This window comes from Bacillus sp. 95MFCvi2.1 (assembly GCF_000374965.1).
In the GTDB taxonomy this organism is placed as follows: domain Bacteria; phylum Bacillota; class Bacilli; order Bacillales; family Bacillaceae_G; genus Bacillus_A; species Bacillus_A pseudomycoides.
The window spans coordinates 1-25824 of sequence record NZ_KB895721.1 but is presented as its reverse complement, the minus strand read 5'-3'; the positions used below and the strand labels follow the sequence as shown (position 1 = coordinate 25824).

Here is a 25824-nt window from a genome sequence, read left to right as displayed (position 1 = left end):
GCAAAATCTATATATGTTTTTCAAGAAAACGGTAAGCTTCAATTAAATGACGGTAAGGCAAAAGATAATATTAGGTTAGTAAAGCAAAAATAAATGTATCATGCCAAAAGGGGACTAGTAAACTATGAAACGAAACAAAGTACTATCGGTAGCAATCCCTATCATGCTATTAGCGGGATGTGGTGGGGTAAAGCATCGACTGATAATAAGTCAAAAGTTGAAGCAAAACAAGAAAATAAGAAAGTAAAGCTTTCAAAAGAGGACTCCCCTAACAAAGTCTATGAACTTTGTCTAGATTATGACACCAGATATCTATTTTAAGATGTTTCTATAATGAGAAAAGACACCTGTGAGGGTGTCTTTTTTTGTGTGTTATCCTTTCTTATTAATCTAGAAAGAATAACGTTTTTAACAATAATGGGTAGTAAATATTCTTAAGTTGATGGATGTGTGGTACCGCCACATGCCCATCAACCTAACAGAACAGCTTGCCCCAAAAATGATAAAAATGAACTTCGTTGCTATAAAAGACACAAAACCATAAACACTTACTTCATATTTACTTTTGTTGTGGCCGATAAAAGGCATCTACCAATTGATTATACTCGCTTCTTGAAATTTCTTTATTATACAGTTTAATTAATAACTCTTTATGCGCCTTCGAAAACGCCATTTTGTCAATGAATTTTGGATACATATGATTATTCTCTCTCCGTCTGATAAATTATTATGTTGCATTTCGTCTACTACCCTTGAATATTATAATAGAATAAACAACCAATGTTTTATGAAATATTACATAAATATATAATTTATATATTTAATTAAAAAGATTAACTAGAAATCTAATGAACATGCGGGTTTCCTTTTTTGTTAGTTTTATCAGCAAATACGTCAGACCTTTGAAAGGTTTTTGCAACATTTATAAAAGTAAATTGAAAGATATATATAATAAGATAAATATATCGAAAGTGATTTTATGGTTCTGTTGCAAAGTGTACTTGAGTTTCGAAAAATTTGCAACAGAACCGCAAAAGTAGAAATGTATACTTTTCTACTTTTAGATAGATAACAGTGGACTTAGTAATAAGTTAATATTATATGAAGCAGATACTTATTAATCCGATTTTAATAGCATATGAGTAGGAGATGGTTTAATGGGGAGCTTTACTATCAACCGTTTTAATGGAATTGAGAAATACGAAATTTCTGAAGCTAAAATATATGCGGTGAAGAAGCAAGAAAATGAAATAATGCTATGGCTTGAAGTAGAAACAGAGCAAGAACCAATTCAATCATTACCTGATACAGTAGATTGTAAAATGAATCCTAGTGGAGAGGTAACTGTTTATATGGATAACTTAAAACTCGAAAATTTTGGAGAACAAGAATTTATTATTTCTAAAGGATATGATGAAGACAGTAACGATTTAGCAGTAAGAATATATTACTTTGAACACCAAGAGGTTAATAATAATGTACTGAAAATGAAATACAACGGAAATGGGATTTTTCATATTAATTGGACAGGGATAACTAGGGATATATCTTATTATGATGGAAGTAAGCCAGATACTACTATCGAGGTCAATGGAGAGTTTATTTTTGAAGAATTTGAAGAATGGTTATAAAAGAGGAATAATAAAACTATTAAAACGCCGTCAAAGGTTTAATCCTTCAAGACCTATTGACAGGGTTGCTGCTCTAGTCCACAGTGATTTTCCCATAATAAGGAAATGTATATCAGGATATAATCAAACCACTTATTTTAAATCGTGTATCTTCCTATATAAAGAAGATCTAGATACACTCGTAATTTCACAAATTTGTTTCACTGTCATATTTCCTTCTTCATACAGCTTAAGTGCATAATTCATTCCAGCATGCTTTTCATGATATTTTGTAACTCGTCCTTGATAATTTCCTTCATTTGTTGTAATTGTCTCTTTGGGTTCTGATCAACAGAACTTACTCGTACGTAACCTATTTTTCTCATATTCTACTCTCCTATTTTGAATCTTTGATTAATGTTCCATAAAGGGGTAGTAAGACGATTCGTGCTCTAGTCCGTCAGATATTTAAATAGAATAAAAAACAAATTGTGTACCCATTAAAGCCTCTGTAAGAGTTTTGTAACATTTATGAGAGAGTTTTATAACATTTATGAGAGAGAAATGAGAGATATGTTAGATATGATGAAGTTAATCTTACTAGTAGGTGTTCGAACTCACCTGAAAATCAAGGAGGAAAAATAACAATGAAGAAATTGAAACCAGCACTTAGTGTATTAGGTAGTGTAACGATGGCACTGACTATAGCATCCCCTGCTTTAGCAGACGTAAAGCAGCCGACTGCAGGAAGCACAGTTGAAATGTTCAAAGAGGATGCAAATGCAAAAGAAGGAAAAGATCTTATTTATGGAACTGACGGAAAAAAGGGAAAGATGTCTACTGAAAAAATTGACTTACAAAATAACGATTGGGATAACGATGGTATTTCTAACGACTTAGAGATAAAAGGCTATAAAATTGAATTCAATGGACAAACTGGGAAAAATGAGGCTCGGGCATGGAATCCAGAGACAGACAAAAATAAATTAAAATTTATCACAGATCCTATGAAGGGGAATTCGGATGGAGATCCTTTTTCAGATGCATATGAAGTTCAGTACTATGGCAATAACTCTGATACTGAGTTTAATCCAATGGTTGCAAATATGCCGAATTTACAAATTGGCGTAAAACGTATTAAGATTACTCCTGTTGCGTCTATTACGGATTCAAACGGTGGGTCCATTAATCAAGGTTGGGAAAAAAGTGTATCGACACAACATTCATTTGGTATAGGAGCAGGTGTAGAAGGTGGTGCTGAAGGTTCAGCAGCTGGTCCTGTTCCTTCTGGAAAGGCCTCAGTAAATGTAAGCTATGGATACTCGAGAACAGCAACAGATACAGAAAGATATTCTTCTAATCTTGATTGGTCTACCGCAAAAACTGTTGATTCAGCAAAAGCAGCGCAGGTGAGCATACAGTTAGAATATAAAAATACAGGGACGGCGTCTGCTGAAAATGTTTCACCTCATTTTAACATTCGTTTAGGAGAAGATATTATCCATACATCAAAGGGAACACAAGAACGTTATAAAGCAAATCAGTTAAGTACAGAAAAAGGTGGAAGAAATACAACAGAAGTATTGGTAGACAGTGTAGAGAATAACCCAGATGTAAAGATTTATTTATCGTTAGAGCAATTAAAAGCTATTGAACAAGGTGCACCTCTTTCTGTTGAAGTACTACCTACAAGTACAATGGACTTATATATTGAGAAAGATGGAGAATTTATGAATTTAGGAGATTCAGGGAAAATTGAATCTCGTGTAAATGCTGCTACTGCATTACTAGAGACTGATATCGGGAATAAACCGAAGTTTAGAATGTATGCACCAGAAGGTGTTGGAAGTGAGACAAATTTAACGTTTAACGAGGTTCTTAAGCATGTTAAAGTGGACTCTGCAAAGATAAATGAATTTATAGATAATACCAAGGGAGATCAAACTATCATTGCGAAAGATAATCTAGAAAATGCTAAAGAATCTTATGTTTCGAAAAGCGCAAAAGTTGGTGTTTTCACAAAAATTCAGCAACCAGAATTGTCACATAGTGCTTATAATCCATTTACGAAAAAGGTTTATGCATCAGTCGTACCTGGCTTATTCGGAGCAAGTAATGAAATCTCCGCTTCTTTTGAAAATAAAAAGTCCAAACAAACACAACAAGTAACATTAGTGAAAAAAGGAAACGTATATGAGTCTAAAGAAACTGTAAGTTTGAATGATTTCAATCCAACACAAAAAGTTACATTTGAAATCAATGATGCACAAAAGAAACTTCCGACACAAAAAATTTCTACAGTTGTTACGTATGATCAAGAATATGACAATTATGTGACAGAAAAGGGCAGCGACGCACTTATTGTAGAAGGAACTCCTTATACTATGAAATCTAATGGATATGCTGTGCAAAGTTATAAAGGAAATAATAATTGGCAATACCTTGCGGTTACTGGGAATTACCTTAAACCAGTTAATCTAATTATTGAAAGAAAAGGGCAGCCTAAACCTGGACAACCAATCAAAACAGGTGAAGAGGTACACATTAAAGTTCAAAATAGTGCTTATTCAGGCTATGAATATTTAAAACTTCAAGATGGTTATATCCATTTTGACCAAAAACAAAATGCAAGTACTTTTAAAATTGATCATTTATATGGCAAGGACGACCGTTTTTACAAGTCTGCTTGGAAACTACAATCTGATGGTAACGATATAGGTCTGCCTTATAACGGTTATGTGTCATATGGTAATAAGAATTTCAATAGCTGGACTTTCGAAAAAGCTAAGTAAAAGGGAACGGTTTTGTTGCAAAGTTAAAAAAAACACCGGTAATGAACGGAACCCAAAAAGTTAGACACAAGAATGTAGGCTGATTTTGGACTTGTCAACATTTACTGGACCCTAATTTAGGTGAATATTGGTTTTGTTTCTGTAAAGTGGACATCTCTAAAAAGGCGAAGCTATCAGTGTGTTTCGATATAGAATCGGGGCACACTGATTTGTTTTTTTCTGTAATTTTTTGTTATTGTAGAACTATATATCGCTTTCAATTGTTTGAACCCATTGTTCTTTGACTTGACATTCTAAAAATTGGCTGTCTCTGTTTTTAAATGTGAAAAAAATATTCAATATAAGCATGATCCAAATCATTTCCTTATGGGAACGACTTCTTATCAGATTGTAAGCTTTTATACGGTAGGTTAGATGTATATATATTGAAAAGCTGATTCAGAATGCAGAGTAGCGTCTTATATAGGCCTTTTCAAGATACAATCTTATGATTATAAAGATCTTGGACAACAGATACATCATAAAGTCGATTCTGACAGGATAAATGAATAATCTTCGTAAAAAAATCTGATTTAAAATTTCTGTTTGTATGACTAGATAAATACGACGATTTAGATTGTTTATCTAGTCATATAAATAAACCAATGTTAAAATTATCATCTGGATCACATAGTATTTTTCGAATTTTTAGTTATTGAAAGGCCGAAGTGTGAGATTCTGATTTAGTGATACGATCAGTTGTTACATCTTCATATCTAAATTTTATTTTCCAAACGAGTGGTTAAAAACCACCGTCTTTAGACGGTATCAACTTTAGCCTTATAAGTTTTGTTTGTTGTAACGAACTTTAGTCGGACCTTAGCCGAGTGTGATGCCACCTACTTGAGTAGGGGGATGTTTACATATTTATTAGATGAAAGCATATAAGAGAACCTTTTGTATTATGGGTGAAAAGGAAGAGATGATTACAGATGAAAAAAAGAATTTTAATCGTAGAAGATGAAGAAAATATTCGAGAAGTATGCAAACGGTACTTAGAAAGAGAAGGATATGAAGTATATACAGCTACGAATGGAGTAGAAGGCTGGGATTTATTTCTTATTCATCAACCAGATTTAATTATTTTAGATTTGATGATGCCGAAAAAGATGGATGGGAATTATGCGAGGAAATTCGTCAACAATCAAATGTCCCTATTATTATGTTAACTGCCAAGGGTGAGGAAAGAGATCGAATGTTAGGCTTAACAATGGATGCAGATGATTATCTATCAAAGCCGTTTTCACCTCGTGAATTAGTATTAAGGGCTCAAATTATACTAAGAAGAGGCAACCAGATACCGATACAAGCAAAAGAATCCCTATCAGAAGTGATAGAATTTCCAGATTTAAAAATTTATCCAAAGACGAGATGTGTACTTGTTTGTGAACATGAAGTGGATTTAACAGTGAAAGAGTTTGAGGTACTTTATGTCATGGCAAAGCATCCAAAATAAGTATTTTCTCGCTCACAACTTCTTGAACTCATTTGGGGTACTGAACATGAAGGGATTACAAACGCAGTCACCGTGGTAGTGAGTCGTTTACGTGACAAGCTGGAGAAGCATACGATAAAGAGTCGTTGGATTCACACGGTTTGGGGGATAGGATATCGTTTTGAACCAAATGGAGGAAGTGAAACATGAGATTACGTATTCAATTGTTACTGATGAATGTATTAAGTACCAGTATCATGGTACTGGCTATATGGTATAGTGAGACGAAAATGTTACTTGAACCGGAACAAACAAAATTATTAACAATAATTGCGGTTGTGGCATTCATGATTTCAACGTTTATTTACTGGTTAATGACACGCCCTATCATGAGATCTATCAAAAATTTAATGGCATTAACGAAACAATTTAGTGATAGACAATTTGAAACAATGTATATAATTGGAAAAGAACCACAGGAGTTTAAAGAATTAGCAACAGCCTTTCAACTGATGGCAAAAAAGTTAGAAGAAGGGTTTACTAAGTTAGAAGAAGGGGAAAAAGCACGTAAAGAGCTGATTACGAATATTTCACACGACTTACGCACGCCTATGGCTAGCATGCAATTAATGATAGAAGCAATACAAGATGACCTCATTGAAGATCCTGAAATGAAAAAGCAGTACTTAGCGACGACCTTAAAAGAAATAAAACGATTAAGTGGATTAATTAATGACTTATTTGATCTTTCAAAGTTAGAACTTGGACAAGTAGATTTTTATCCAAGTTTCACACATATGGACAAAGTCCTATTAGATGTACTTGAGTCATACTCTGTCTTATCAGCAAACAAACAGATTGATTTACAATTGCATGTTCCTGATACATTACCTCGACTTTTAATCATGCCATGTAAAATAGCACGAGTTATCAGTAATTTGTTAGATAATGCGATTCGGTATTCTCCTGTCTCCGGAACAATTGAGTTGATTGTAGAGGAAAATAAGCAGAAGCAACAAGTCCAATTCATTTTGCGTGATGAAGGAGAAGGAATTACTCCAAATGACCAATTACGTGTATTTGAACGCTTTTTTAGAACAGATCAATCCAGAAGTTCACAATCTGGAGGATCCGGTCTCGGACTCGCCATTACAAAATCATTAATTGAAATGCACAACGGAGAAATTGGTGTGAGAAATCGCTCAGATGGAAAACAGGGAAGTGAATTTTGGTTTACTCTTCCCATCACATCAGAAAAAAATAAGACTGCTGAAAGATCTGTGTAATATTTATATTATAGAAATAAAAGGTCTCCTGTAACGTACCACTAAACAGTGTGTTACAGGAGGTCTTTTACTTGATAAAAATAAAATATGTATTTTTAAATATCTGTGCAGTTTTGTTTTTCTTTCCCCCTACTTCTTCTTTGTTATATAAAATCTACACAATAAACGTGAAATTGAACAAATTAGATGCTTTAAAAAATTTCACACTTATTCTAGGTACTATACTTTCAGAGTCGAAATGTTTTAAACAAATGTTCGTTTAATGTCCTCACAATTGATGCTACATCATATAAGTAAAAAAGAGATAAGAACACTTTTATTAAGTGCATTATCTCTTTTCGAATATGTATTTCATATCCCATGTAAATTTACCACATATTTCAATGGGACTTACAGATTGCTCTTCAATAATAATTACATCTTATTTTTGTAAAAAATATACAAATTTAACTTTTCTCAAAATACATTATAGAAATAGCTGTACTTTGTTTGTGTTAAAAAATTATAGTTATCTTTACCTATCATCACATATTTTTATAACTTCTATAAACTGAATGTAAATATAGTTAATTAGGTAAGAATTTTATATATACACATTTATAGGTGTTTTGGATACAATTATCATTTTCCCTTTTCGCAATTATATCTTTAAATGAAATGCATGTAATCTGCATTTCATCTTTATATAACGGATATATATTATTAATATATCCAATGGGATGTGAAAAAGTATACGAGGAGAAAAATAAAAAAGAAAATTTCATCAATCCATGCGATGGCGCTATTAACAGTAGAATATTCGGTAACAAGTGCGTTTCCTGGAACAATGACACCACATTGAAAAAAGGAGTTGGTATGTTTGTAAGTGATAGTACTACAGCTCCTTCTGAAAGTGGTCATACTGTACGAAGTGGACAGCGTGATACAGTTTTTACAGAGCTAGGAGAGGTGATAGAGAAAGTACGCCCCAAACTGAACATTCTCCAGTATTTATTCTTTTAGAAATGGTATATAAACAGAACGTATCTAAACATACGAGGAATCAATTGTTAAAACTACCATCTGGATTATAGAATCGCTTTTAATAATTTTTAGTGAATAGAAGACCAAAGTGCTGGCTTCTAACCTAACAATACTATCAGTGATAACAGCTGTATATCTAAGTTTCATAGATTTATTAGATGAAAGCAGATAAAAGAAACATTTCTTTTGTGATTGATGAAAAAGAAGAGAGGATTATATATGAAACAAAGAATTTTAATCATAGAAGATGAAGAAAATATTCGAGAAGTATGCAAACGATACTTAGAAAGAGAAGGATATGAAGTATACACAGCTATGAATGGAATGGAAGGCTGGGATTTATTTCTTACTCATCAACCAGATTTAATTCTTTTAGATCTGATGATGCCGAAAAAAGATGGCTGGGAATTATGCGAGGAAATTCGTCAACAATCAAATGTCCCTATAATTATGTTAACTGCTAAAGGCGAGGAAAGAGATCGAATTTTAGGCTTAACAATTGGTGCGGATGATTATGTAACAAAGCCGTTTTCACCTCGTGAATTAGTATTAAGGGTTCAAATTATACTAAAGAGAGGTAATCAGATACCGATACAAGAAAAAGAATTCCTATCAGAAGTGATAGAATTTCCGGATTTAAAAATTTATCCAAAGACGAGATGTGTACTTGTTTGTGAAAATAAAGTGGAGTTAACAGTGAAAGAGTTTGAGGTACTTTATGTCATGGCAAAGCATCCAAAACAAGTATTTTCTCGTTCGCAACTTCTTGAACTCATTTGGGATTTTGAATATGACGGGGATACACACACGGTAACCGTGTTAGTGAGTCGTTTACGTGAGAAGCTGGAGAAACATACGATAAAGAATCGTTGGATTCATACGGTTTGGGGGATAGGGTATCACTTTGAACCAAATGAAGGAAATGAAATTACGCGTATTTGAACGTTTTTTTAGAACAGGTCAATCCAGAAGTTCACAATCTGGAGGATTCGGTCTCGGACTCGCCATTACAAAATCATTAATTGAAATGCACAACGGAGAAAGTGGTGTGAAAGATCGCTCAGATGGGAAACAGGGAAGTGAATTTTGGTTTACTCTTCCCATCACACCAGAAAAAACTAACAACTTATCGAATTTCATTATTAAAGAAAAGACACTCATTTGGATGTCTTTTCTTTATGAAAAAATCCCTACACAATGTGCTGGGACCAGGAGCGACTGTATCGTATCTTTATCTTAGTACATACACCCTCCACTAGCAAAACTGTATCACGCCATTTTTGTAAATTAAAAAACAAATTATTTAACACCACTTAAATAATGCCCACTAACACATAACCACTTCAAACATTATCAACCTCTACCAAAAGACACCAAAAAATTATCAATGATAATCACTTCATCTGTTTAATTTTCTATAGAAAAACGGGCGGAAATCCCATCGATATGAGAAAAACAGACATACACTTTAATGAATGTATATTGTGTCTCCTTTTGTAGATAACAATCTTTAAAACAAATGCATGTTATCTGCATCTAATCTTTATATAAAACTTATACCATATAAATATACCCAGAAGGTATTACAGAATTTATAGGGATCTACCATTTTGAAAAAAACATGCTAAAAGTTTTTGAGTCATTTTAACCGTGTTTTAAGTAAATTGTGTTGTGTTGGTGACCGATTTCAATAGTTTTTCTCCATATAATGCAACACAAATGACATTGTATTGCACTACATGCTCTTAGCGTTGTTAAAATTACTTGTTTTAATGTCGAAATTTGCTTAATTCTGATTTGCGGTCTGTGCCCATTATAGATGGTTCAAGAAGGAGGAATTTTATCAATTTACCGTCTGCATTTATATTTGTAAGAGTTTTGTAACGCTCACGATATTATTTTTATTTTAAAAAAATCTATTAAATTGTAAACATATTATCAAAAGCAAGTTGATCCAAAGGGGATTTTTTTATGAACAAAAAAATGATTATATTTCCTCTACTGATTTTTATATGTATTACATCGGTCTATTTTTTATTCAGTCCAAGAGTAAAAGGAACAATGTATGAAGATACATTATCGAAAAAAGTTATCGTCATAGATCCAGGACATGGAGGAAATGATCCTGGATCTATTGGATCAAAAGGAACAAAAGAAAAAGATATAACTCTCAAAACAGCTAAAAACATTCAACAAAAGCTCGTGGGAAAAGGAATGACTGTAATTTTAACGCGTGAAGATGATACGTTTGTACCACTAAAAAATCGCGTAGCTATTGCTCACAATAAATCAGCTGATCTCTTTCTTAGCATTCATTATGACGGTTTCACAACTAATGATGTAAAAGGAGTAACAACATACTATTACAAGGGATTAAAAGAACAAGCATTGGCAGAAACGATACACGAACATTTATTCAAACATATACAGGCAAAAAATAGAGGTGTAAAATCTGGCGATTACTATGTATTACGAGAAAATCAAAAACCATCAATTTTACTTGAGCTAGGTTATATTACAAACCCAGAAGATGAGGAACGAATGAATTCACAACAATTCCAAGCAGATGTAGCCTCTGGAATTGTTAATGGTGTTATAGAATATTTTAAAAAATAGTAGTCTAGTTAAATCAGACTACTAAACAAAAAATAAAATTCAGTATCTATCAAAAATTTTATTTTTAATAGATACAATTATTTAGTAAAAAATATATAACTAAAGGTTACTAGAAAGGACATACTAGAATGTTTACAAAAGGACTAAAAATAACGGTGATTATATCAATAGTTGCTTGTATCACACTAGGAATTTTTATGTTTCAATTCTTCACATCACCTGCCAAAGGGGTAATGAACCAAGAAAATACTGTTCAACTGGCAAGTGAGCAAACAAAAGGAGAAATGAAAAAAACAGCCCCCGATAAATATAATGGTCAGGTTCGGAAAGTAGCATACTTAACATTCGATGATGGACCAAGTCAATTTCAAAAAGAAATCTTAGATATTTTAAAGAGTAATAATATAAAAGGAACTTTCTTTATGATTGGTGGAAATATCCCAGCTCATAAAGAAAGCGTAAAACGCTTAGTAAATGAAGGTCACTATCCAGGTGTTCATAGTATGACACACGATAATAAAAAGCTGTATATCCAAGGCAAATTTGTTGAAGAAATGCAACAAGCGCAAAATATCATGAAAGAAGTAACTGGAATTCATCCAAATCTTGTTCGTTGTCCATATGGGAGTATGCCCGGACTTACACAGGCATTAAGAGACAAAATGGTAAATGTCGGTATGAAAGAGTGGGATTGGACAATAGATTCTTTAGATTGGCAGTTCACAGGAAATCCAGATGCTGTTGTTCAAAAAACGATTTCTCAGGTCAGTGAAAATCGCGAAATCATTTTAATGCATGAAAAATCACAGACAGTGCAGGCGTTGCAAAGAATTATTGATGATCTTCGTAGTAAAGGTTATGAATTTGAAGTATATGATGAAGCCTCTCATTTCCCATTAAATTTTTGGAAGGATAATCGCATCTAAGTAGGAGGAATTGCAGTTGATATATAGAAACCTAGCACTTATAACAGCCTTATCAGTAACCTTGTTGTCAGGCTGTTCAGGACAAAAACCAGAAGAAAAATTATATGTGGCATTTGAAAGTGCTACAAAACAAGAAAAGACAATGTTTGAAGATACAAAAAAGTTAGCAACATTAGAAAAACAAGGACAAGAATTATATACTCAAATTACACTTGAAGGAAAAGAGAATAATCAAGTAGTAAAAGAAAAGTTAGATCAAGCTGTAACAAACATACATGATCGTGAAAAGGTATTAGAGAAAGAGAAAAACACCTTAGAAAATGCACAAAATGAAGTGAAGTCTGTTGATAAATATATAAAGAAATTAGAAGATAAGAAATTACAAGAACAAGTTGAACAAGTTCAAGATATGTATAGAAATCGTGCTGATTCTTTCAAAAAATTGCATGATAGTTATAAAAAATCATTACAATTAGAACAAGAACTGTACAAAATGCTACAAGCAAAAGATGAAAAACTTAAATCAATTACTGAGAAAGTAAAAACGATCAATCAGTCTTATGAACAAATTCATTCAGATCAGGATAGATTTAATAAATACACGAATGGGTATAATCAGAACAAATTAGCATTTTATAAACAAGCAAATATTAAAATTAAAGAAAGTAAAAAATAAAACGATTGTAAAAAACGAAGTGTATTGTGAGAGTTTTTTATAATTCAAACCCACAAAAGCCAAATTCTTGCTAATCAAGAGCAATTTGGCTTTTTGTGTTCGATAGTCATTTCAATTAGATTTAGGATATGAAGTATTAGAAGCAATAGATGGGAAAGACAGTGAACTACCCACCACTTAAATTCTAACGAATTAAATCCAAGAGTGTTATAATCATTGTTCGAGCAGTTTGTAAATTGGAGGATATAGTATGAAAAGAGGGATTGTATTAAAATTATTTATATTAACAACAGCGTTATGTATGTTGATCTTGGCAACTATTTTTGTTGGACAAACGATATTCTTTAAACAATTTTATGCGCATAAAAAAGTGGATGATATCAAAAGAAACATGAAATCTTTTGAAACAGATTATTTAAATAGTGGAGGAAATTCACAAGTCATTCAAAAGTTAGAACAAGATTTTTACCGAGAACATAATACATGGATTACAACATTAGATAGTAATGGTAATTTAAAAAATGTAAATGATTTTTATATAGAAGTAAAATTAAATCAGTCTAAAGATAAAGAAAATCAATTCGCTAATTCTACAATTACCATACCGCTGTACAATTTCAAGGTTGAGGACGATCATGCGAGGAATATTGCAAATGAAATATTCCCTTTAGGAGAAACAGTTACTTTGAGGGGGATAGAAAAAAATGCTACATTCATTCCTTTTTCTGCATTCTTTAAAACAGAAACTCCAAATTTGGTAAATACGACATTAGATAAAAAAGTAAATGAATTTGGAGAAAAACTTAAAAATAAATATACAACTAAAGACTTGTCTAAAAAAGAGGACATTGATTATAAAAGAAAATATGAAAAAGAAGCGCCTGTAAAATATCTAGACGGGAAAATTACAAAGGTTCAACTTTCGGGTGGGAATGAACAATCGAATTTTGTTTATACAAATAACTTATTTATGGAAAGGATACAAGAGTTTCAGGCAGACTTATTGCTAAATGAAAAGACTACTAACTATGATTCCTTACAAGAAATCGATTATGAGCAGAATGATATTAAATATAAGTTAATAATAAAACCGATAAAGGATAAGAGCGGTGCAATAACATACATTTTTTCAATGACTTCGTTGCAGCCAGTTGATGAAGCTGTACAAATGATACAAGAGTATTATGTCTATATTATTATGTTTGTGTTGCTTCTTATTTTTCTAGCTTCTTTTTACTATTCAAAAAAGATTGCAAGGCCCTTATTACAAATAAATAAGACAACCCAAAAAATTGCAAACTTAGATTTCTCAGAAAGGGTTCCAATTATGTCAAAAGATGAAATTGGTGATTTATCTCAAAATATTAATTTACTTTCAAATACATTGCATTCACATATTGAGCAATTGCAACTAGACATAGAGAAAGAAAAAAAATTAGAAAATACAAGAAAAGAGTTTATTTCAGGGGTATCGCATGAGTTAAAGACACCTCTAAGTATTATGAAGAGTTGTATTTCTATTTTAAAAGATGGTGTTGCAAGTCATAAGAAGGAGTATTACTTTAAGGCAATGGAAAAAGAAGTAGATAAGATGGATATGTTAATTGTGGACATGCTTGAGTTAGCAAAATTTGAATCTGGTACGTATAAAATGCAGATGGATGTTTTTTATATTGACCAAGCCATTCAGCATATCTGTGAACAATTATCTTTGGAGATAACAAAAAAGCAATTACATGTTCACACACATCTTGCTGCAACTGAAGTCATTGCAAATCATCGTCGTATGGAACAAGTAATCACAAACTTTATCACGAATGCTATTCGTTATACGCCAGAAAAAGAGGATATTATTATTTCTATAATAGATGAGCCAAGTCGCATAAAAGTTTGTATCGAAAATAAAGGGACCCATATTGAAGAAGATCAATTAGATAAGATTTGGGATCGTTTTTACCGAGTTGATACAGCTCGTAAACGCTCACAAGGTGGAACAGGTCTTGGACTTGCCATTTCAAAAAATATTTTAGAACTTCATGGAGCAGAGTATGGAGTACACAATACAGTTGATGGCGTGTTGTTTTATTTCTATTTACAGAAAAAAGTGTAGAACGGAGGTTCTACACTTTTTTTCATTTATTTTGATAGTATCTTTACCTTTTCTTTAACGTAAAGAGAATAGGTTGATTTGTATCTAAATGTATAAAATTCCCGAAATAATATGGTGCGTTCTGTTGCAAAAAGATACAATTTTATTTAATACGTAGTTGTGTTTCGGTATCAAAGAAATGTACTTTGTCCATATCAAATACAAGTTGCATAGCCTCTCCTGTTTGATAATCATTACGCGTATCTAAACGTGCAATAAAGGATTGATTGTGTAACGTAGCATAGATCATCGATTCGGCTCCAAGCAATTCTGCAACTTCAATTTTTATATTTATAATATAATCAGGCAATGTTTCTAGCATACTTGGATTATCATAGATATGTTCCGGGCGAATGCCAAGAATTATGTTTTTATTTTCATAACCTTGTTCACGTAGTGCTTCTAATTTTTTTTCTGGAATACTCAGTTTGATATGACCTAAAATAAAATTTCCATTTTCCACTTTTCCCGTAAAGAAGTTCATGGCTGGTGAACCAATAAAGCCACCAACAAATACGTTTTCGGGATATTCATAGACTTCTTTTGGTGTACCAACCTGTTGTATCCGTCCATCTTTCATAACCACAAGGCGCGTTGCCATTGTCATAGCCTCAGTTTGGTCATGCGTAACATAAATGGTTGTTGTTTGTAAGCGATGATGCAGTTTTGAAATTTCAGAGCGCATGGTAACACGTAGTTTTGCATCTAGATTTGATAATGGCTCATCCATTAAAAATACTTTTGCATCACGGACAATGGCACGCCCTAAAGCAACACGTTGTCTTTGACCACCGGATAACGCGTTTGGCTTCCGTTTTAAAAGTTCTTCTAATCCAAGAACTCTTGCTGCGTTTTGAACACGACGCTCAATTTCATCTTTTGGTAACTTACGAATTTTTAAACCAAATGCCATATTATCATACACGGTCATATGAGGATAGAGGGCATAATTTTGGAATACCATTGCGATGTCACGGTCCTTTGGTGGTATGTCATTCACATATTTTTCATCAATGTATAAATCTCCTTGTGAAATCCCCTCTAATCCGGCAATCATACGTAAAGTGGTCGACTTACCACATCCAGAAGGACCAACAAACACTATAAATTCTTTATCTTGAATATGAAGATTAAAATTCTCCACCGCTGCTACTTGATTGTCATATATTTTATAAATATTTTTTAATACTACCTCTGTCATGTTGTTACCTCCTGCAATAAAAAGCTATATATGTTTTTATCATTTTTGTTTTCCTTGTATGTTTAAAGATATAGTATGAATTCAAAATTCCCGTATTCATGCTCAACCTCACACACTTTTTCCATCTATTCGAACGAACAATAATACTTTAGAAACTCTATTGTATAGATTTAGGGGACCAGTCTGTATTTCAAGCCATAAGACAAGTATAGGAAACCAAAAAAATCCCTTGGGCTCAAAAGTAGAATAAGAGAAACCGCCGTCTAATTTTGTGCAGTTTCTCTTATTCATCGTGGATTTATATGAAACAATGGTCCTATTGTAACCATATATGGCACGGTTTATTGGGCATGTCGTCTTATTGAGTAACTGAATAGTTACATTTATTTTTTGTTAGCTTCATTCTGGCTAATCGCTTCCATAGAAAATGTTATAAAACGAGAAACTTGTAATGAATTTACTTCTTTCCCCGGCTTCTCAATAGGTTGAACTCGAACCAAATATATATCCTTTTCTTCAAAAGTAGGTTTAATAAGGAAAGTTTCTTTTAACATTTCAACTTGATAAAAATCCTTCTTCAGTGGATCTTTTGCACTTGGATCTGGTTTGATTACTTTTCTATCTTTTTTAATGTCTAGTCCTTTTTGCCCTATAGCTTGGTTCCATACTGTAAACTCCGGTTCCGCAACCTCATCTAGATACGCTAGGATTTCTTCATCACTAATTTCTTGTTTTTTTGCTACTTTACTTTGTAGTTTTTTTGCTACAGTTGTTTTTACATCTTTTCTAAACTCCGGCACTTTCTCTTTCAGTTTTGCATAGAAATCATCCGTTTCATTTGCTTCTTTTTTGAACTCTTCAAGAGTATAAAGACCCTTATTTCCTACAAATATTCCTTTAAATAAAACCTCTTTATTATCTGGTTTCACATAAAACTCCCAACCGCCTAATACCTTTCCTTCAAAATGCACTTTATAATATTCTTTCTCCTTATTATCCGTTGAATTTAGATTGGGTTTTGTAACTTCTGCTGTTAATGAAACCGTGTATTCTTTGTCTTTTTGATAATATGATTTTATCTCAGGGACCGTATTAAACAATACATCAACAATTTCTTGATCTTCTTTTGAAAGTGTATCTTCTATAGAAAGTTTAGTTTCCTCAACAGATGCTTCTTTAGAAGCTGATTCCATTTTTTCTGCACTCTTTTTTTGATCAACAGTTTTCACTGGACTCTCATCACTGTTGTTACTACATGCCACCATACCAGTTAGCAATATGCTACTACATAACATCAGAATCATTTTATTCCTCTTCAATTCTAATCCCCACTTTGCTAGTTATTTTCACTTTAATTGCTACTACCTGTCGTGAATTATATATAGTTTATTCGTTTATATATGTCGTCACTCGATTTTGGATTAGTGCTGCTACATCCTTAGCTGATTTTTGACCACTAAAGTATGACTTGGACTCCTCAGCAATAATGGATTCAATTTTAGTACTTTGTGGGCTCTGAACGCTTATTTCAGCAACCATTTTCTCTAATCCTTGTATATCGCTCTCAGTAACGTTAATCGTAGAGCCACTTATATGCTCAATTTTCCCTTTTTCCTTCAATGTTTTGATTTGTTGTTCATATAAAGCTTTATTAATTGGAAATGCATTCCCTTTACTTTGGACCTCATCAGACATTAAAAACTTAAGAAAATCCCAAGCTTCCTTTTTAACCGGAGATTTCGCATTTATACCTACTGTTGTGTTCGGTGTAAAAGCAACTCCCTTTTTTTGTCCAGCTATATGTGGTTTTTGATACATTTTTGACTCTGTTATACCCAAGCTATATCCAAAACTGAAATATTCTTCTACCGACATGATTGGTGCTGGGACAAAATATGCTTCTCCTAAAGCCACAGAATCTGCAGTGACTATTTTCTGTTCATACATCTTCTTTACGTCTTCCAGCATCTGTACAAATAAATCAGACTGGAACTTTGCTTGTCCACTTGCTTTATCTACTAACTTACTGTAATGATCTTGCACCAGAAATTGCAGCATTTGTTCCGGAGGAGTATTTCCAATAACATGTGTATGTGTTCCTTTGCTTGCTAATTCTTTTCCAATGCTTGTGAACTCACTCCAAGTCCACTCTTTGTCATTCACTTTTACTCCAGATTGTTGTATCGCTTTATCATCCCCAAGCAGTCCACTCAACCAAAAATATAATGGAATACCATATAGTTTTTCATTGGTTTTCGAATTATCTAAAACTTTATTAAAATATTGATTTTTATCAAAAGATTTATCCTGTTCCATCATTTTACTCAGATCTGTAAGCAAGCCTTTCTTCCCATACTTGTCCGCAGGCAAACCGTCTAGTACAATCACATCGGATCCTTTACCCGATAAAAATTCTGTATTCACCTTACTAATGATTTTCTCAGCAGAGGTCTCGTCTGTCTTTGATGCTTCTGTCTTTGATCCATCTTCCGGAAAAGCACCTTTTATCTGGATGTCAATTTTAGGATTCTTTTGTTCATATAGTTTCTCTGCCTGTTTTAGGGATTTAGTATCACCTAAAGTCGACACTTCGACTATCGTTTTTCCATCTTTTGTTTTTCTCTCTCCTTTACTATCATTATTTCCGCAACCTGCCACGAAGCTGATTGATAGACTTGCTACTAGCATCATACAAACCTTTTTCATTTTAAATTCGCTCCTTATTTTTGTTATTTTATCTTTACTCGTTCTCCTTTTTTCAAAGGTTCACTGGTTTGTAAAACAATTTGATCTTTCTCATATACTCCTTCTAACACGACTGTTTCTTGTCCATTGGATTCACCAACAGTAATAGGAGACTCTTCTATATAAAAGGCATTACCTAAAGGGCCTTTTTTTTCTTCTATTGTATAGACAAATGTTCTCTGTCCTTCCTTCTTAATCACCTTATTTGGTATAACCACGCCTTTAGTCAATTGTTTAGTCAGTGTAGCTTCTACCTGCTCCCCTTTTTTCAGTTCTTCTCCTTGTACTTTTACAAGAATACGTTTCTGTGGTTGTGGAGTTGCTGATGTTTGTTGAAATTGCTGTTCATCTTTTGGTTCACCTTTTTGTTCATCCTTTTGTTCATCTTGCTGTTTACCTTGTTCTTCTGGTCTCTGATTTTCATTGCTTTCTATATTTTTAATCTCTATAAGTTCACCTTCTAAGGATTTAGCATTTCCTTTCAAATTTATCTTTTCTCCAACCTTCAAGTGCGTGGCTAAATCAGCAGGTACTTGTACTTCAACCTTAAAGCCTTTACTCTCATCAGAGAGAATTACATCACCTTCATCTCTCGTAGAAAGCTGATCCTTCTTTGCATTTATTTTTGTAACAACTCCATCGAAAGGAGCGATCAGCTTCTTGCTCATTTCTAATTCTTCTTTTAAACTTTTAATTTTTCTTTCTTGCGTACTAATCTCAATTTTTTTGCTCTCCACAGCTGTTTTGAGACTTTGTAAACTTGTCTCACTTATCCCCCCATTGGGTTGACTATTTGATTTGTTTTCTTGCTGATTATTTGGTTGATCATTTGATTTGTTTTCTTGTTGATTTTTTTTGGCTTCATTATAATTTGCTTGAGCGTCATTCAGTGCTAACTTTTGAATTTGAAGAGTTGCTTCTTCATCAAGAATCATTTGTTCACTCTTTTTACTATCGTATGTCATTAATAATTGATTTTTTTTGACACGGTCTCCTTCTTTTACATGTACCTCTTTCACTTTCGCCTCTATGCTACTATTACTTAACTTTGCTTCTTCTTGTGGCTGTAATTCGCCATTACCTGTAAACGTTTGTTTAAGCTCACTATTTTTTGGCTTCTCTGTAATAACCTTTGGCAAATTCCAATTCGCTAACGTATTGCTAAAGAGTGTAAGGATAATTAAAAGCCCTATAAATACACTGGAAATGATTTTAATATTTCGTTTTTTCCTTGTTCCGTCTTGTTCCGTTCTATATTCCATTGTGTCCCCTCCTAAAATCTTTCCGAAGGAATGTTTACATTGTAATTCTTCATTATTCCTTCACACCTGATAACTGAATTCCCTTAATAAAATAGGACTGCGCATATAAAAATAAAAGTATCATTGGGGTCATATACAGAATAGAAGCAGAAAACCCAACCCCACGTGCCTCTTTGTTAATTTTTGATAAATAGAGCGATAATGGATGTTTGGATTCATCATTCAGAAAAATAAGCGGCTGTTCGATCATATTCCAATAATCCGCAAATAATAAAACAATAAGAGCAGCAATTCCAGGACGAATAAGAGGAAGAATAATCTTAAAAAAGATTGTAATATGGCCAGCTCCATCCATCTTAGCTGCCTCTATATACGCATCCGGGATATGCAACATGAACTGCCGGAGCATAAATACACCGAATGCCCCAAAGATTCCTGGAAGAATAATAGACGCTATACTGTTCAAAATTCCAAGTTTATCCGCCATGATATAATTTGGTACGAGCGTAACTTGGAATGGCATGAGCATCGTCAAAAGATAAACGATAAACAACTTGTCTCTTCCTCGAAATTGAATCTTAGCAAAGACATAGGCTGCAAACGATGCAACGATTACTTGACCTACTATTATTGGTACAACCATGAATACTGAATTCCAAAACATTTTTAAGAATGTCGGATTTTTCACTAATACTGTTCCATACTGTTCAAATGACACTAAATCTGGGATTAATTTTAAATTAATGAAAGGTGTATCCTTTTTCACTTCTCCAATAGAATCATAATTGGATCCAATCTCATGCTCAGTCATGAATGAATTGGTCAAGGTAAATACGATTGGAAATAGCATCATGACCGCTAATATTGTCAAAAATAGCGTTAAAATCCATTTACGAAATACATTTTCTTTTTTCATCTGCTTTTCCCACCTAATTCATAAACTTTCGAAAACGACGTTCTATTGCAAACAATACGAATACAAGGATAGAAATAACCGCCACCATCAACGTGGCAGCCGCTGTCAACTTTTGAATATCAAGCGACACGAACATATTGTTCATATAATGCTGCATCATGTACATACTGTCATGTGGTATACTTCCAGCAATCAAGTATGCTTCTCGAAAGACTTTAAACGAATTGATAATGGACATTAATATGACAAAGAACATTGTTGGTGTTAAATAAATGAGTGTAATATTTAAAAATGTATGCATACGACCTGCACCTTCAATTTCTGCAGTTTCGTAATACTCTTTTGGGATATTTTGTAAAGCTGCTAAGAATAAAATAATGTTGTACCCGATATTTTTCCATAGATATACAATTGATAAGACAATAATTGCCCAATTTGATTTCATCCAATCAATTCGTTCAAACCCCATATTGTGCATCCATACGTTAAACGTACCGTTCCAATCGAATAAAATTTGCCAGAGCATGACAATGGAAGCCACAGGAACAACAAGCGGTAATACAAACGCGCTTCGTAACCAATTTTGAATATATACATTTTGATTCAAACAAAGCGCCAGTAATAAGGAGATAATGATGATGAGCGGTACACTCACTGCGGTAAACCAAAACGTATTCGTTGCTGCTTTGAGAAAAGAAGCACTACCTAGCAGTTCTTTATAATTGGCTAAACCGACAAAAGAACCATCAGTAGTGCCGTCCATTAACGAATAAATCATTCCCATTACAAATGGAATCAGATAAAAAATTGAAAAACCAATTGCACTTGGTAGAAGGAACAATAATGCTATACTTGTATCCTTTTGCATAAAATCCCGAAATTTTGTTGGGGATTTTTTTTTATCTTGAAGTTTATTCAAGGATCGATGGTCGCGATCCAAAAAAACATTCCCAATATATGATCGACTTTTGTTTATTTTCATTCGTGGATCCCTCTTTTTTATGAGTCTATTTTCATAAATACATCTTACAATTATGTAGTTTAGTGGACACAGATGCAGATGAAATGCAGATAAAATAAAGAAATGAGGGATTTTAGTTCCGATGTTCATAAAGCGGAATAAAAAAATGAAGGTTCCCCTTCCTTGCTTAGAATCATAAGGTGAAATCGAAAAGATAATAGATAAGCTTTATCAACTTTAGATAGGCTGGTGGGTGGTTCTGTTGTAAAGGTCATGAATGGTTTCAATGCTTTTTATTGTATAAGGGGTATGGCGAAGGTTTAAAAGTAAGTAGAAAAATGAAAAAAATAGTAAAATACAAGCAGACCAAATGTAGAAAAAGATAGACTCTCAATTGCATTACCTATGTATGATAGTCAGAAATCCTACATTAAAGAAATAGTTGAAGGAACTGGAATCCCTTAATATTCTTTATATAGAACGATTAATCATCCGAAACTTGAAAAAACACAGATGTGAATACCTCTGTGTTTTTTACTTTGCGTTCTACAGCAAGAACCTTGTCACTAAGCCGACAGGGAACTAGTTAATTTATGTCCAAATTGCGTCTAAACGTACAATTTTCTTTTTTCGTTTTGGTGACACTTTAAAATATTAGCTTGATGGCTATGTGATGGTACGCCAAATAGTGTAGTTAACAATCTTTTATATGTTGTGTAACTCAAACTAAAATGTTTATAAACTTAAGACTACCAAGGTATTTAGAGTTCGAGGCAGTTACACAAAATATAAGATATGGGTAAGTAAAGGAAAGAATTTTATGTTTTTTCAAATTCCTAAAAGAGTTCTATAGATCAATAAAATATGTTTTTTTGAAATTGTCACTTTTCTGTAACATAAGTGATTTATTTTATATAGGTAACTAACATGGAAAGAGGGAGAAGTTATGAAAAAAATCATACCGATAGTTGCATTAATGGGCATACTAAGTTTAGGGATGCAAGAAATGAATGTGAAAGCTGAGACATACAAATGTGCAGATTCCAAAATGGATTTTTGGAATTCTAAAAGAACAGGTACTAATTTTATGAATAGCACTTCATTACCTGAGAATTACAAGAGTGCAAAGGAGGCTCATATTGAGTATGTTCGTTTAGCACCTGATAAATGGGCAAAAGATAAAGCTTTCTTCTCTGGTGACAAACCAGATACACCAGGAAAAGATTTTCTTATCGGTAATGCAGATAACTATCAAGGATTAGTGAAAGAGGATGTAGCAAAATTAAAAACAGATTTAGATGCTGCACAATCACAAGGGATTAAAGTTGTACTTACAATGCTTTCATTACCTGGTGACCGTTGGCGCCAATTTAATAATAATCAGAATGATGATAGAATCTGGGAGGAAGAGAAATATCAAGAACAAGCAAGCCAATTTTGGAAGGACCTTGCTCTTGAATTAAAGGATCATCCTGCTGTGGTTGGTTACAATATTATAAATGAGCCACACCCAGAAACATCTAAGAAAAATAGATATAATGATTTTTGGACGGAAGATTATGAGAAATGGTATTCAAAAGTGAAGGGGACCCCAGCAGATTTAAATAAATTTTATCAAAAAGTTGTTACTTCAATTCGTGAAGTAGATAAAGAAACACCCATTATTTTAGATTCAGGCCTATATGCCACACCTTGGGCTTTTAAATATCTTAAACCAGTTAAAGATAAGAAGACATTGTATGCATTTCATATGTATGAGCCATATCAATTAACAAGCCAGCGTGAAAATCAAAATAAAGAGTATCAATATCCTGGAATTGTAAAAGTAGGAGATGTAGAAAAACCTATGATGTGGGATAAAGATGGATTAAATAAATTCTTACAGCCTGTTCAAAATTGGTCTAAGAAGAATCATGTACCATCTAATCGAATCATTGCTGAGGAATTTGGAATTAACCGTACTGTTCCTGGAGCACCTCAGTACATGCAGGACTTAATTTCTATATTCAATCAGAAAGGGTGGCACAAATCATTCTATGCATTCCGTGAAGATACTTGGACAGGAATGAATTATGAATTAGGAACAGGAAAAACAAAATGGGACGAAGAGGGTAAACCAATACGTCAAGATAACCCTCTCTGGGATGTAATTAAAAATGATTTACAAGCTCATAAGAAGTAAATTATTACTAAGTAATATAGTGTGTTAGGAACTGGACGGATATATTATCCGTGTTTGAGCATCTGATCTATTAGGATTAGATGCTCTTTCTTTATCCCTTGATATATAAAGGGTACACCTTATGTTGTACCTTTACGGACAAAAAATAACCAAAAAGAAATAAGGGGATATTTAAAAGTTCCTTTTACTCCCGATGTATTGACAGAAAATTTAATTATTATTATAATAATTAAATATAAAGATATAAAGTTATTAGTGAGGGATAAATATGTTTACAAATAAAAAAGGGATTCGAATTGGTCTAGGTTTATTTATCTTTTTATCTATAATTCAATTTACTATTGGCTATATAGAGGGATATTATAAATCTTCTACAGGTAATGAGTTAGTAATTTCAGGAACATGGAAAACTGTGTTATTAGATGCTCCTGAAGGTATACTTGTTATTTTAGGAGCAATTGCTTTATATCAATGCACGAAGAAGTTACCAGAAAAAACGGCATCTATGTAGATTCCGTTTTTTTCTGGTTTGCTACCGGTAAGTGGGGTTATGTTAACGCATATATAGGATATACAGTTTGTTTGTCTAAAAAAAAGGAAAGCCGATGGCTTTCCTCAGAAATAGTATGTTGAACCAAACGGAATTGTTGAGAAATCAGTTGGATGTATGACATGATGTACAACATGATGATGTATAACATGTGTAAAGAAGGGATTTTGTGCCATCGTTTGGTGAATTGCCTGTTCTGTCACTTCTCCAGAATGTAATGTGATAGCGATTTGTCGTGTGTTATTAAAGTATGGGCTTATCATACTAATTCGTCTCACTCCTTTATAACAGTTGGCTTGCCTTTTTACATGTTATGTCTATGTACTGAACAAAGAGCTTATTTTATTGAGATTTGGTTACCGAAAAGCCGAGCCTAATTTGTGTACCGCCAGTATTTCAGAAAAAACCATGCTAAGGGTTTGGAATATTGAAAGTAACAGGAGCATTATAATATTTCGTTTACTACCGATAACTTGACTTATGTAAAAAACTAGTATGGATCTAGTTTTTTCTTTTTTGTTTATGGATGTTTTAACCTCTTTATTTAAAGTGTTTCGAATGTATACTTTTGTTAGTGATTTTGCTAAAAATAGCTAAATTCGGATAAGGCTAATGAAATCAATGTTTTGAAAGTAAACTAATAATAAAAAGTTTACTTTCATTTTTATTGAAAATATTTTTTTGAATGGTATGAGATATATTTCAACTAAAAAACTGAAAATTAAAATATTTAAATGTATAATAAAGTACAGAAGATATTGAAGAAAAAATAGAGAAGAGGGAATATCGTATGACTAGTTTAAAAAATGTTCTTGAGCTTGATTTTGCATATCTTGAAACCTTTACTAGCCGAATAGAGAAATCATGGGGTTCTATATTTTGTAATGAAAGTAACCCATATTATTATGATGCAAATCATGCACATGTAAGTGTAGTAAGTTTAAATCCACAAATGATAGTAGATGAAGTAGTCCATTTCTATAAGACTAAAAATATAGTACCTAGATTTTATATATATAACTTAGATATGCAAGAAAAACTGATTTCTGAATTACAAATAAAGAATTTTGGGTTTGAAGAATTAATAAGTCCAATCCAATTATGGAATAAGAAATTAACTGAAAAAGATAAAAATGAAAAAGTTACTATTGAAGAGGTATCTGAATTAAATTTTGAAGAAGCTTTAGATATTGAATGTAGTATAAAAGAGTTAGGAGGCGAAGTTAGAAAAAAAGCTTTTCAAGATGAATTCCAACATCCAGCATTCACTCACTATCTACTTAGATACAATGGAGTAGCATGTTCCATCGCTTGTATTTTTGAACATGAAAAACAGGCCCGAATGGAAAGTGTAGCTACAATTGAAAAGTTTAGAGGTAAAGGGTTAATAGGTGAACTTATTCACTTTATTCAAAGTGAAGTAATGAATAGAGGACTAGATAATCTTTGGGTGAT

20 protein-coding genes and 4 pseudogenes are annotated in these 25824 nt (G+C 32.8%); 15 read left to right on the top strand and 9 right to left on the bottom strand.

What is annotated here, in order from left to right; all coding sequences use genetic code 11:
- Positions 1-93: 93 nt before the first annotated feature.
- Complete coding sequence (locus tag C568_RS0126160) at positions 94-321, top strand: hypothetical protein (protein ID WP_018783165.1); 228 nt, start codon at positions 94-96, stop codon at positions 319-321.
- A 238-nt stretch (positions 322-559) separates the two neighbouring features.
- Here C568_RS0126160 and C568_RS34910 read toward each other — a convergent pair whose 3' ends face one another.
- Entirely contained in the window at positions 560-697 is a 138-nt protein-coding gene (locus C568_RS34910) for a hypothetical protein (protein ID WP_003202758.1), read from the bottom strand.
- 460 nt (positions 698-1157) lie between these two features.
- On the opposite strand from C568_RS34910, the gene C568_RS0126150 reads away from it, so the two are divergent.
- Positions 1158-1631: a hypothetical protein gene (locus C568_RS0126150; protein WP_003202760.1), complete on the top strand. Its 474-nt coding sequence runs from the start codon at positions 1158-1160 to the stop codon at positions 1629-1631.
- A 132-nt stretch (positions 1632-1763) separates the two neighbouring features.
- On the opposite strand, the pseudogene C568_RS33725 reads toward C568_RS0126150, so the two are convergent.
- Positions 1764-1940 (bottom strand): annotated as a pseudogene (locus tag C568_RS33725) (helix-turn-helix domain-containing protein); the annotation flags it as partial.
- Positions 1941-2257: 317 nt separating this feature from the next.
- Between C568_RS33725 and C568_RS0126140 the strand changes: the two are divergent.
- From C568_RS0126140 to C568_RS0126090, 10 genes and pseudogenes are all read left to right on the top strand, one after another.
- On the top strand, positions 2258-4402 hold the full coding sequence (locus C568_RS0126140; RefSeq protein ID WP_018783163.1) for a binary toxin-like calcium binding domain-containing protein: 2145 nt from the start codon (positions 2258-2260) through the stop codon (positions 4400-4402).
- A gap of 971 nt (positions 4403-5373) precedes the next feature.
- Positions 5374-6086: pseudogene (locus C568_RS32135) on the top strand (response regulator transcription factor).
- A complete protein-coding gene (locus tag C568_RS0126130; RefSeq protein WP_018783162.1) occupies positions 6083-7162 on the top strand; it encodes a sensor histidine kinase in 1080 nt (359 codons plus the stop codon). The pseudogene C568_RS32135 and the gene C568_RS0126130 overlap by 4 nt, the downstream one beginning before the upstream one ends.
- An 825-nt stretch (positions 7163-7987) precedes the next feature.
- Positions 7988-8122, top strand: a pseudogene (locus tag C568_RS0126120) (class D sortase); the annotation flags it as partial.
- A gap of 282 nt (positions 8123-8404) precedes the next feature.
- Complete coding sequence (locus C568_RS0126115) at positions 8405-9127, top strand: response regulator transcription factor (protein ID WP_018783159.1); 723 nt, start codon at positions 8405-8407, stop codon at positions 9125-9127.
- Positions 9081-9326 (top strand): annotated as a pseudogene (locus C568_RS35785) (ATP-binding protein); the annotation flags it as partial. The gene C568_RS0126115 and the pseudogene C568_RS35785, both read left to right, overlap by 47 nt.
- Before the next feature lie 830 nt (positions 9327-10156).
- Entirely contained in the window at positions 10157-10801 is a 645-nt protein-coding gene (locus tag C568_RS0126105) for an N-acetylmuramoyl-L-alanine amidase family protein (RefSeq protein ID WP_018783157.1), read from the top strand.
- A 128-nt stretch (positions 10802-10929) separates the two neighbouring features.
- Entirely contained in the window at positions 10930-11727 is a 798-nt protein-coding gene (locus C568_RS0126100; protein ID WP_018783156.1) for a peptidoglycan-N-acetylglucosamine deacetylase, read from the top strand.
- Positions 11728-11743: 16 nt separating this feature from the next.
- Positions 11744-12403: a YkyA family protein gene (locus tag C568_RS0126095; protein WP_018783155.1), complete on the top strand. Its 660-nt coding sequence runs from the start codon at positions 11744-11746 to the stop codon at positions 12401-12403.
- Between the two features lie 250 nt (positions 12404-12653).
- Positions 12654-14513 carry a sensor histidine kinase gene (locus C568_RS0126090; RefSeq protein ID WP_018783154.1) on the top strand — a complete coding sequence of 620 codons (1860 nt, stop codon included), beginning with the start codon at positions 12654-12656 and terminating at the stop codon, positions 14511-14513.
- A gap of 142 nt (positions 14514-14655) precedes the next feature.
- On the opposite strand, the gene C568_RS0126085 is transcribed toward C568_RS0126090, so the two are convergent.
- From C568_RS0126085 to C568_RS0126060, 6 genes are all read right to left on the bottom strand, one after another.
- A complete protein-coding gene (locus C568_RS0126085) occupies positions 14656-15753 on the bottom strand; it encodes an ABC transporter ATP-binding protein (protein WP_018783153.1) in 1098 nt (365 codons plus the stop codon).
- A gap of 383 nt (positions 15754-16136) precedes the next feature.
- Positions 16137-17057 (bottom strand): hypothetical protein, encoded by a 921-nt coding sequence (locus tag C568_RS0126080; RefSeq protein ID WP_018783152.1) that lies wholly within the window; start codon positions 17055-17057, stop codon positions 16137-16139.
- A gap of 82 nt (positions 17058-17139) precedes the next feature.
- The gene (locus tag C568_RS0126075; RefSeq protein ID WP_018783151.1) at positions 17140-18459 is read right to left on the bottom strand and encodes an ABC transporter substrate-binding protein; all 1320 of its coding nucleotides are present in this window, start codon (positions 18457-18459) and stop codon (positions 17140-17142) included.
- A 23-nt stretch (positions 18460-18482) separates the two neighbouring features.
- Positions 18483-19760, bottom strand: coding sequence for an efflux RND transporter periplasmic adaptor subunit (locus tag C568_RS0126070; protein ID WP_018783150.1), 1278 nt, complete (start codon positions 19758-19760; stop codon positions 18483-18485).
- 52 nt (positions 19761-19812) lie between these two features.
- Positions 19813-20676, bottom strand: coding sequence for a carbohydrate ABC transporter permease (locus tag C568_RS0126065; RefSeq protein ID WP_018783149.1), 864 nt, complete (start codon positions 20674-20676; stop codon positions 19813-19815).
- A gap of 13 nt (positions 20677-20689) precedes the next feature.
- Entirely contained in the window at positions 20690-21658 is a 969-nt protein-coding gene (locus C568_RS0126060) for a carbohydrate ABC transporter permease (RefSeq protein WP_018783148.1), read from the bottom strand.
- 925 nt (positions 21659-22583) lie between these two features.
- On the opposite strand from C568_RS0126060, the gene C568_RS0126055 reads away from it, so the two are divergent.
- Together C568_RS0126055 and C568_RS0126050 are read left to right on the top strand one after the other, a co-directional pair.
- The gene (locus C568_RS0126055; RefSeq protein ID WP_003202802.1) at positions 22584-23819 is read left to right on the top strand and encodes a glycoside hydrolase family 5 protein; all 1236 of its coding nucleotides are present in this window, start codon (positions 22584-22586) and stop codon (positions 23817-23819) included.
- 268 nt (positions 23820-24087) lie between these two features.
- Positions 24088-24330, top strand: a complete 243-nt coding sequence (locus tag C568_RS0126050) for a DUF3937 family protein (protein WP_018783147.1) — start codon at positions 24088-24090, stop codon at positions 24328-24330.
- Between the two features lie 104 nt (positions 24331-24434).
- Here the strand turns inward: C568_RS0126050 and C568_RS0126045 are convergent, their stop codons facing one another.
- Entirely contained in the window at positions 24435-24647 is a 213-nt protein-coding gene (locus C568_RS0126045; protein ID WP_231399028.1) for a hypothetical protein, read from the bottom strand.
- Between the two features lie 512 nt (positions 24648-25159).
- Here C568_RS0126045 and C568_RS0126040 point away from each other — a divergent pair.
- Positions 25160-25824 (top strand): GNAT family N-acetyltransferase (locus C568_RS0126040; RefSeq protein ID WP_018783146.1); only part of this gene is annotated, 665 nt, incomplete at its 3' end.

Coding starts and splice junctions, on each gene's coding strand:
- C568_RS0126160 (WP_018783165.1), top strand. CDS start 94: ATGTATCATGCCAAAAGGGGACTAGTAAACTATGAAACGAAACAAAGT.
- C568_RS34910 (WP_003202758.1), bottom strand. CDS start 697: ATGTATCCAAAATTCATTGACAAAATGGCGTTTTCGAAGGCGCATAAA.
- C568_RS0126150 (WP_003202760.1), top strand. CDS start 1,158: ATGGGGAGCTTTACTATCAACCGTTTTAATGGAATTGAGAAATACGAA.
- C568_RS0126140 (WP_018783163.1), top strand. CDS start 2,258: ATGAAGAAATTGAAACCAGCACTTAGTGTATTAGGTAGTGTAACGATG.
- C568_RS0126130 (WP_018783162.1), top strand. CDS start 6,083: ATGAGATTACGTATTCAATTGTTACTGATGAATGTATTAAGTACCAGT.
- C568_RS0126115 (WP_018783159.1), top strand. CDS start 8,405: ATGAAACAAAGAATTTTAATCATAGAAGATGAAGAAAATATTCGAGAA.
- C568_RS0126105 (WP_018783157.1), top strand. CDS start 10,157: ATGAACAAAAAAATGATTATATTTCCTCTACTGATTTTTATATGTATT.
- C568_RS0126100 (WP_018783156.1), top strand. CDS start 10,930: ATGTTTACAAAAGGACTAAAAATAACGGTGATTATATCAATAGTTGCT.
- C568_RS0126090 (WP_018783154.1), top strand. CDS start 12,654: ATGAAAAGAGGGATTGTATTAAAATTATTTATATTAACAACAGCGTTA.
- C568_RS0126085 (WP_018783153.1), bottom strand. CDS start 15,753: ATGACAGAGGTAGTATTAAAAAATATTTATAAAATATATGACAATCAA.
- C568_RS0126080 (WP_018783152.1), bottom strand. CDS start 17,057: ATGATTCTGATGTTATGTAGTAGCATATTGCTAACTGGTATGGTGGCA.
- C568_RS0126075 (WP_018783151.1), bottom strand. CDS start 18,459: ATGAAAAAGGTTTGTATGATGCTAGTAGCAAGTCTATCAATCAGCTTC.
- C568_RS0126070 (WP_018783150.1), bottom strand. CDS start 19,760: ATGGAATATAGAACGGAACAAGACGGAACAAGGAAAAAACGAAATATT.
- C568_RS0126065 (WP_018783149.1), bottom strand. CDS start 20,676: ATGAAAAAAGAAAATGTATTTCGTAAATGGATTTTAACGCTATTTTTG.
- C568_RS0126060 (WP_018783148.1), bottom strand. CDS start 21,658: ATGAAAATAAACAAAAGTCGATCATATATTGGGAATGTTTTTTTGGAT.
- C568_RS0126055 (WP_003202802.1), top strand. CDS start 22,584: ATGAAAAAAATCATACCGATAGTTGCATTAATGGGCATACTAAGTTTA.
- C568_RS0126050 (WP_018783147.1), top strand. CDS start 24,088: ATGTTTACAAATAAAAAAGGGATTCGAATTGGTCTAGGTTTATTTATC.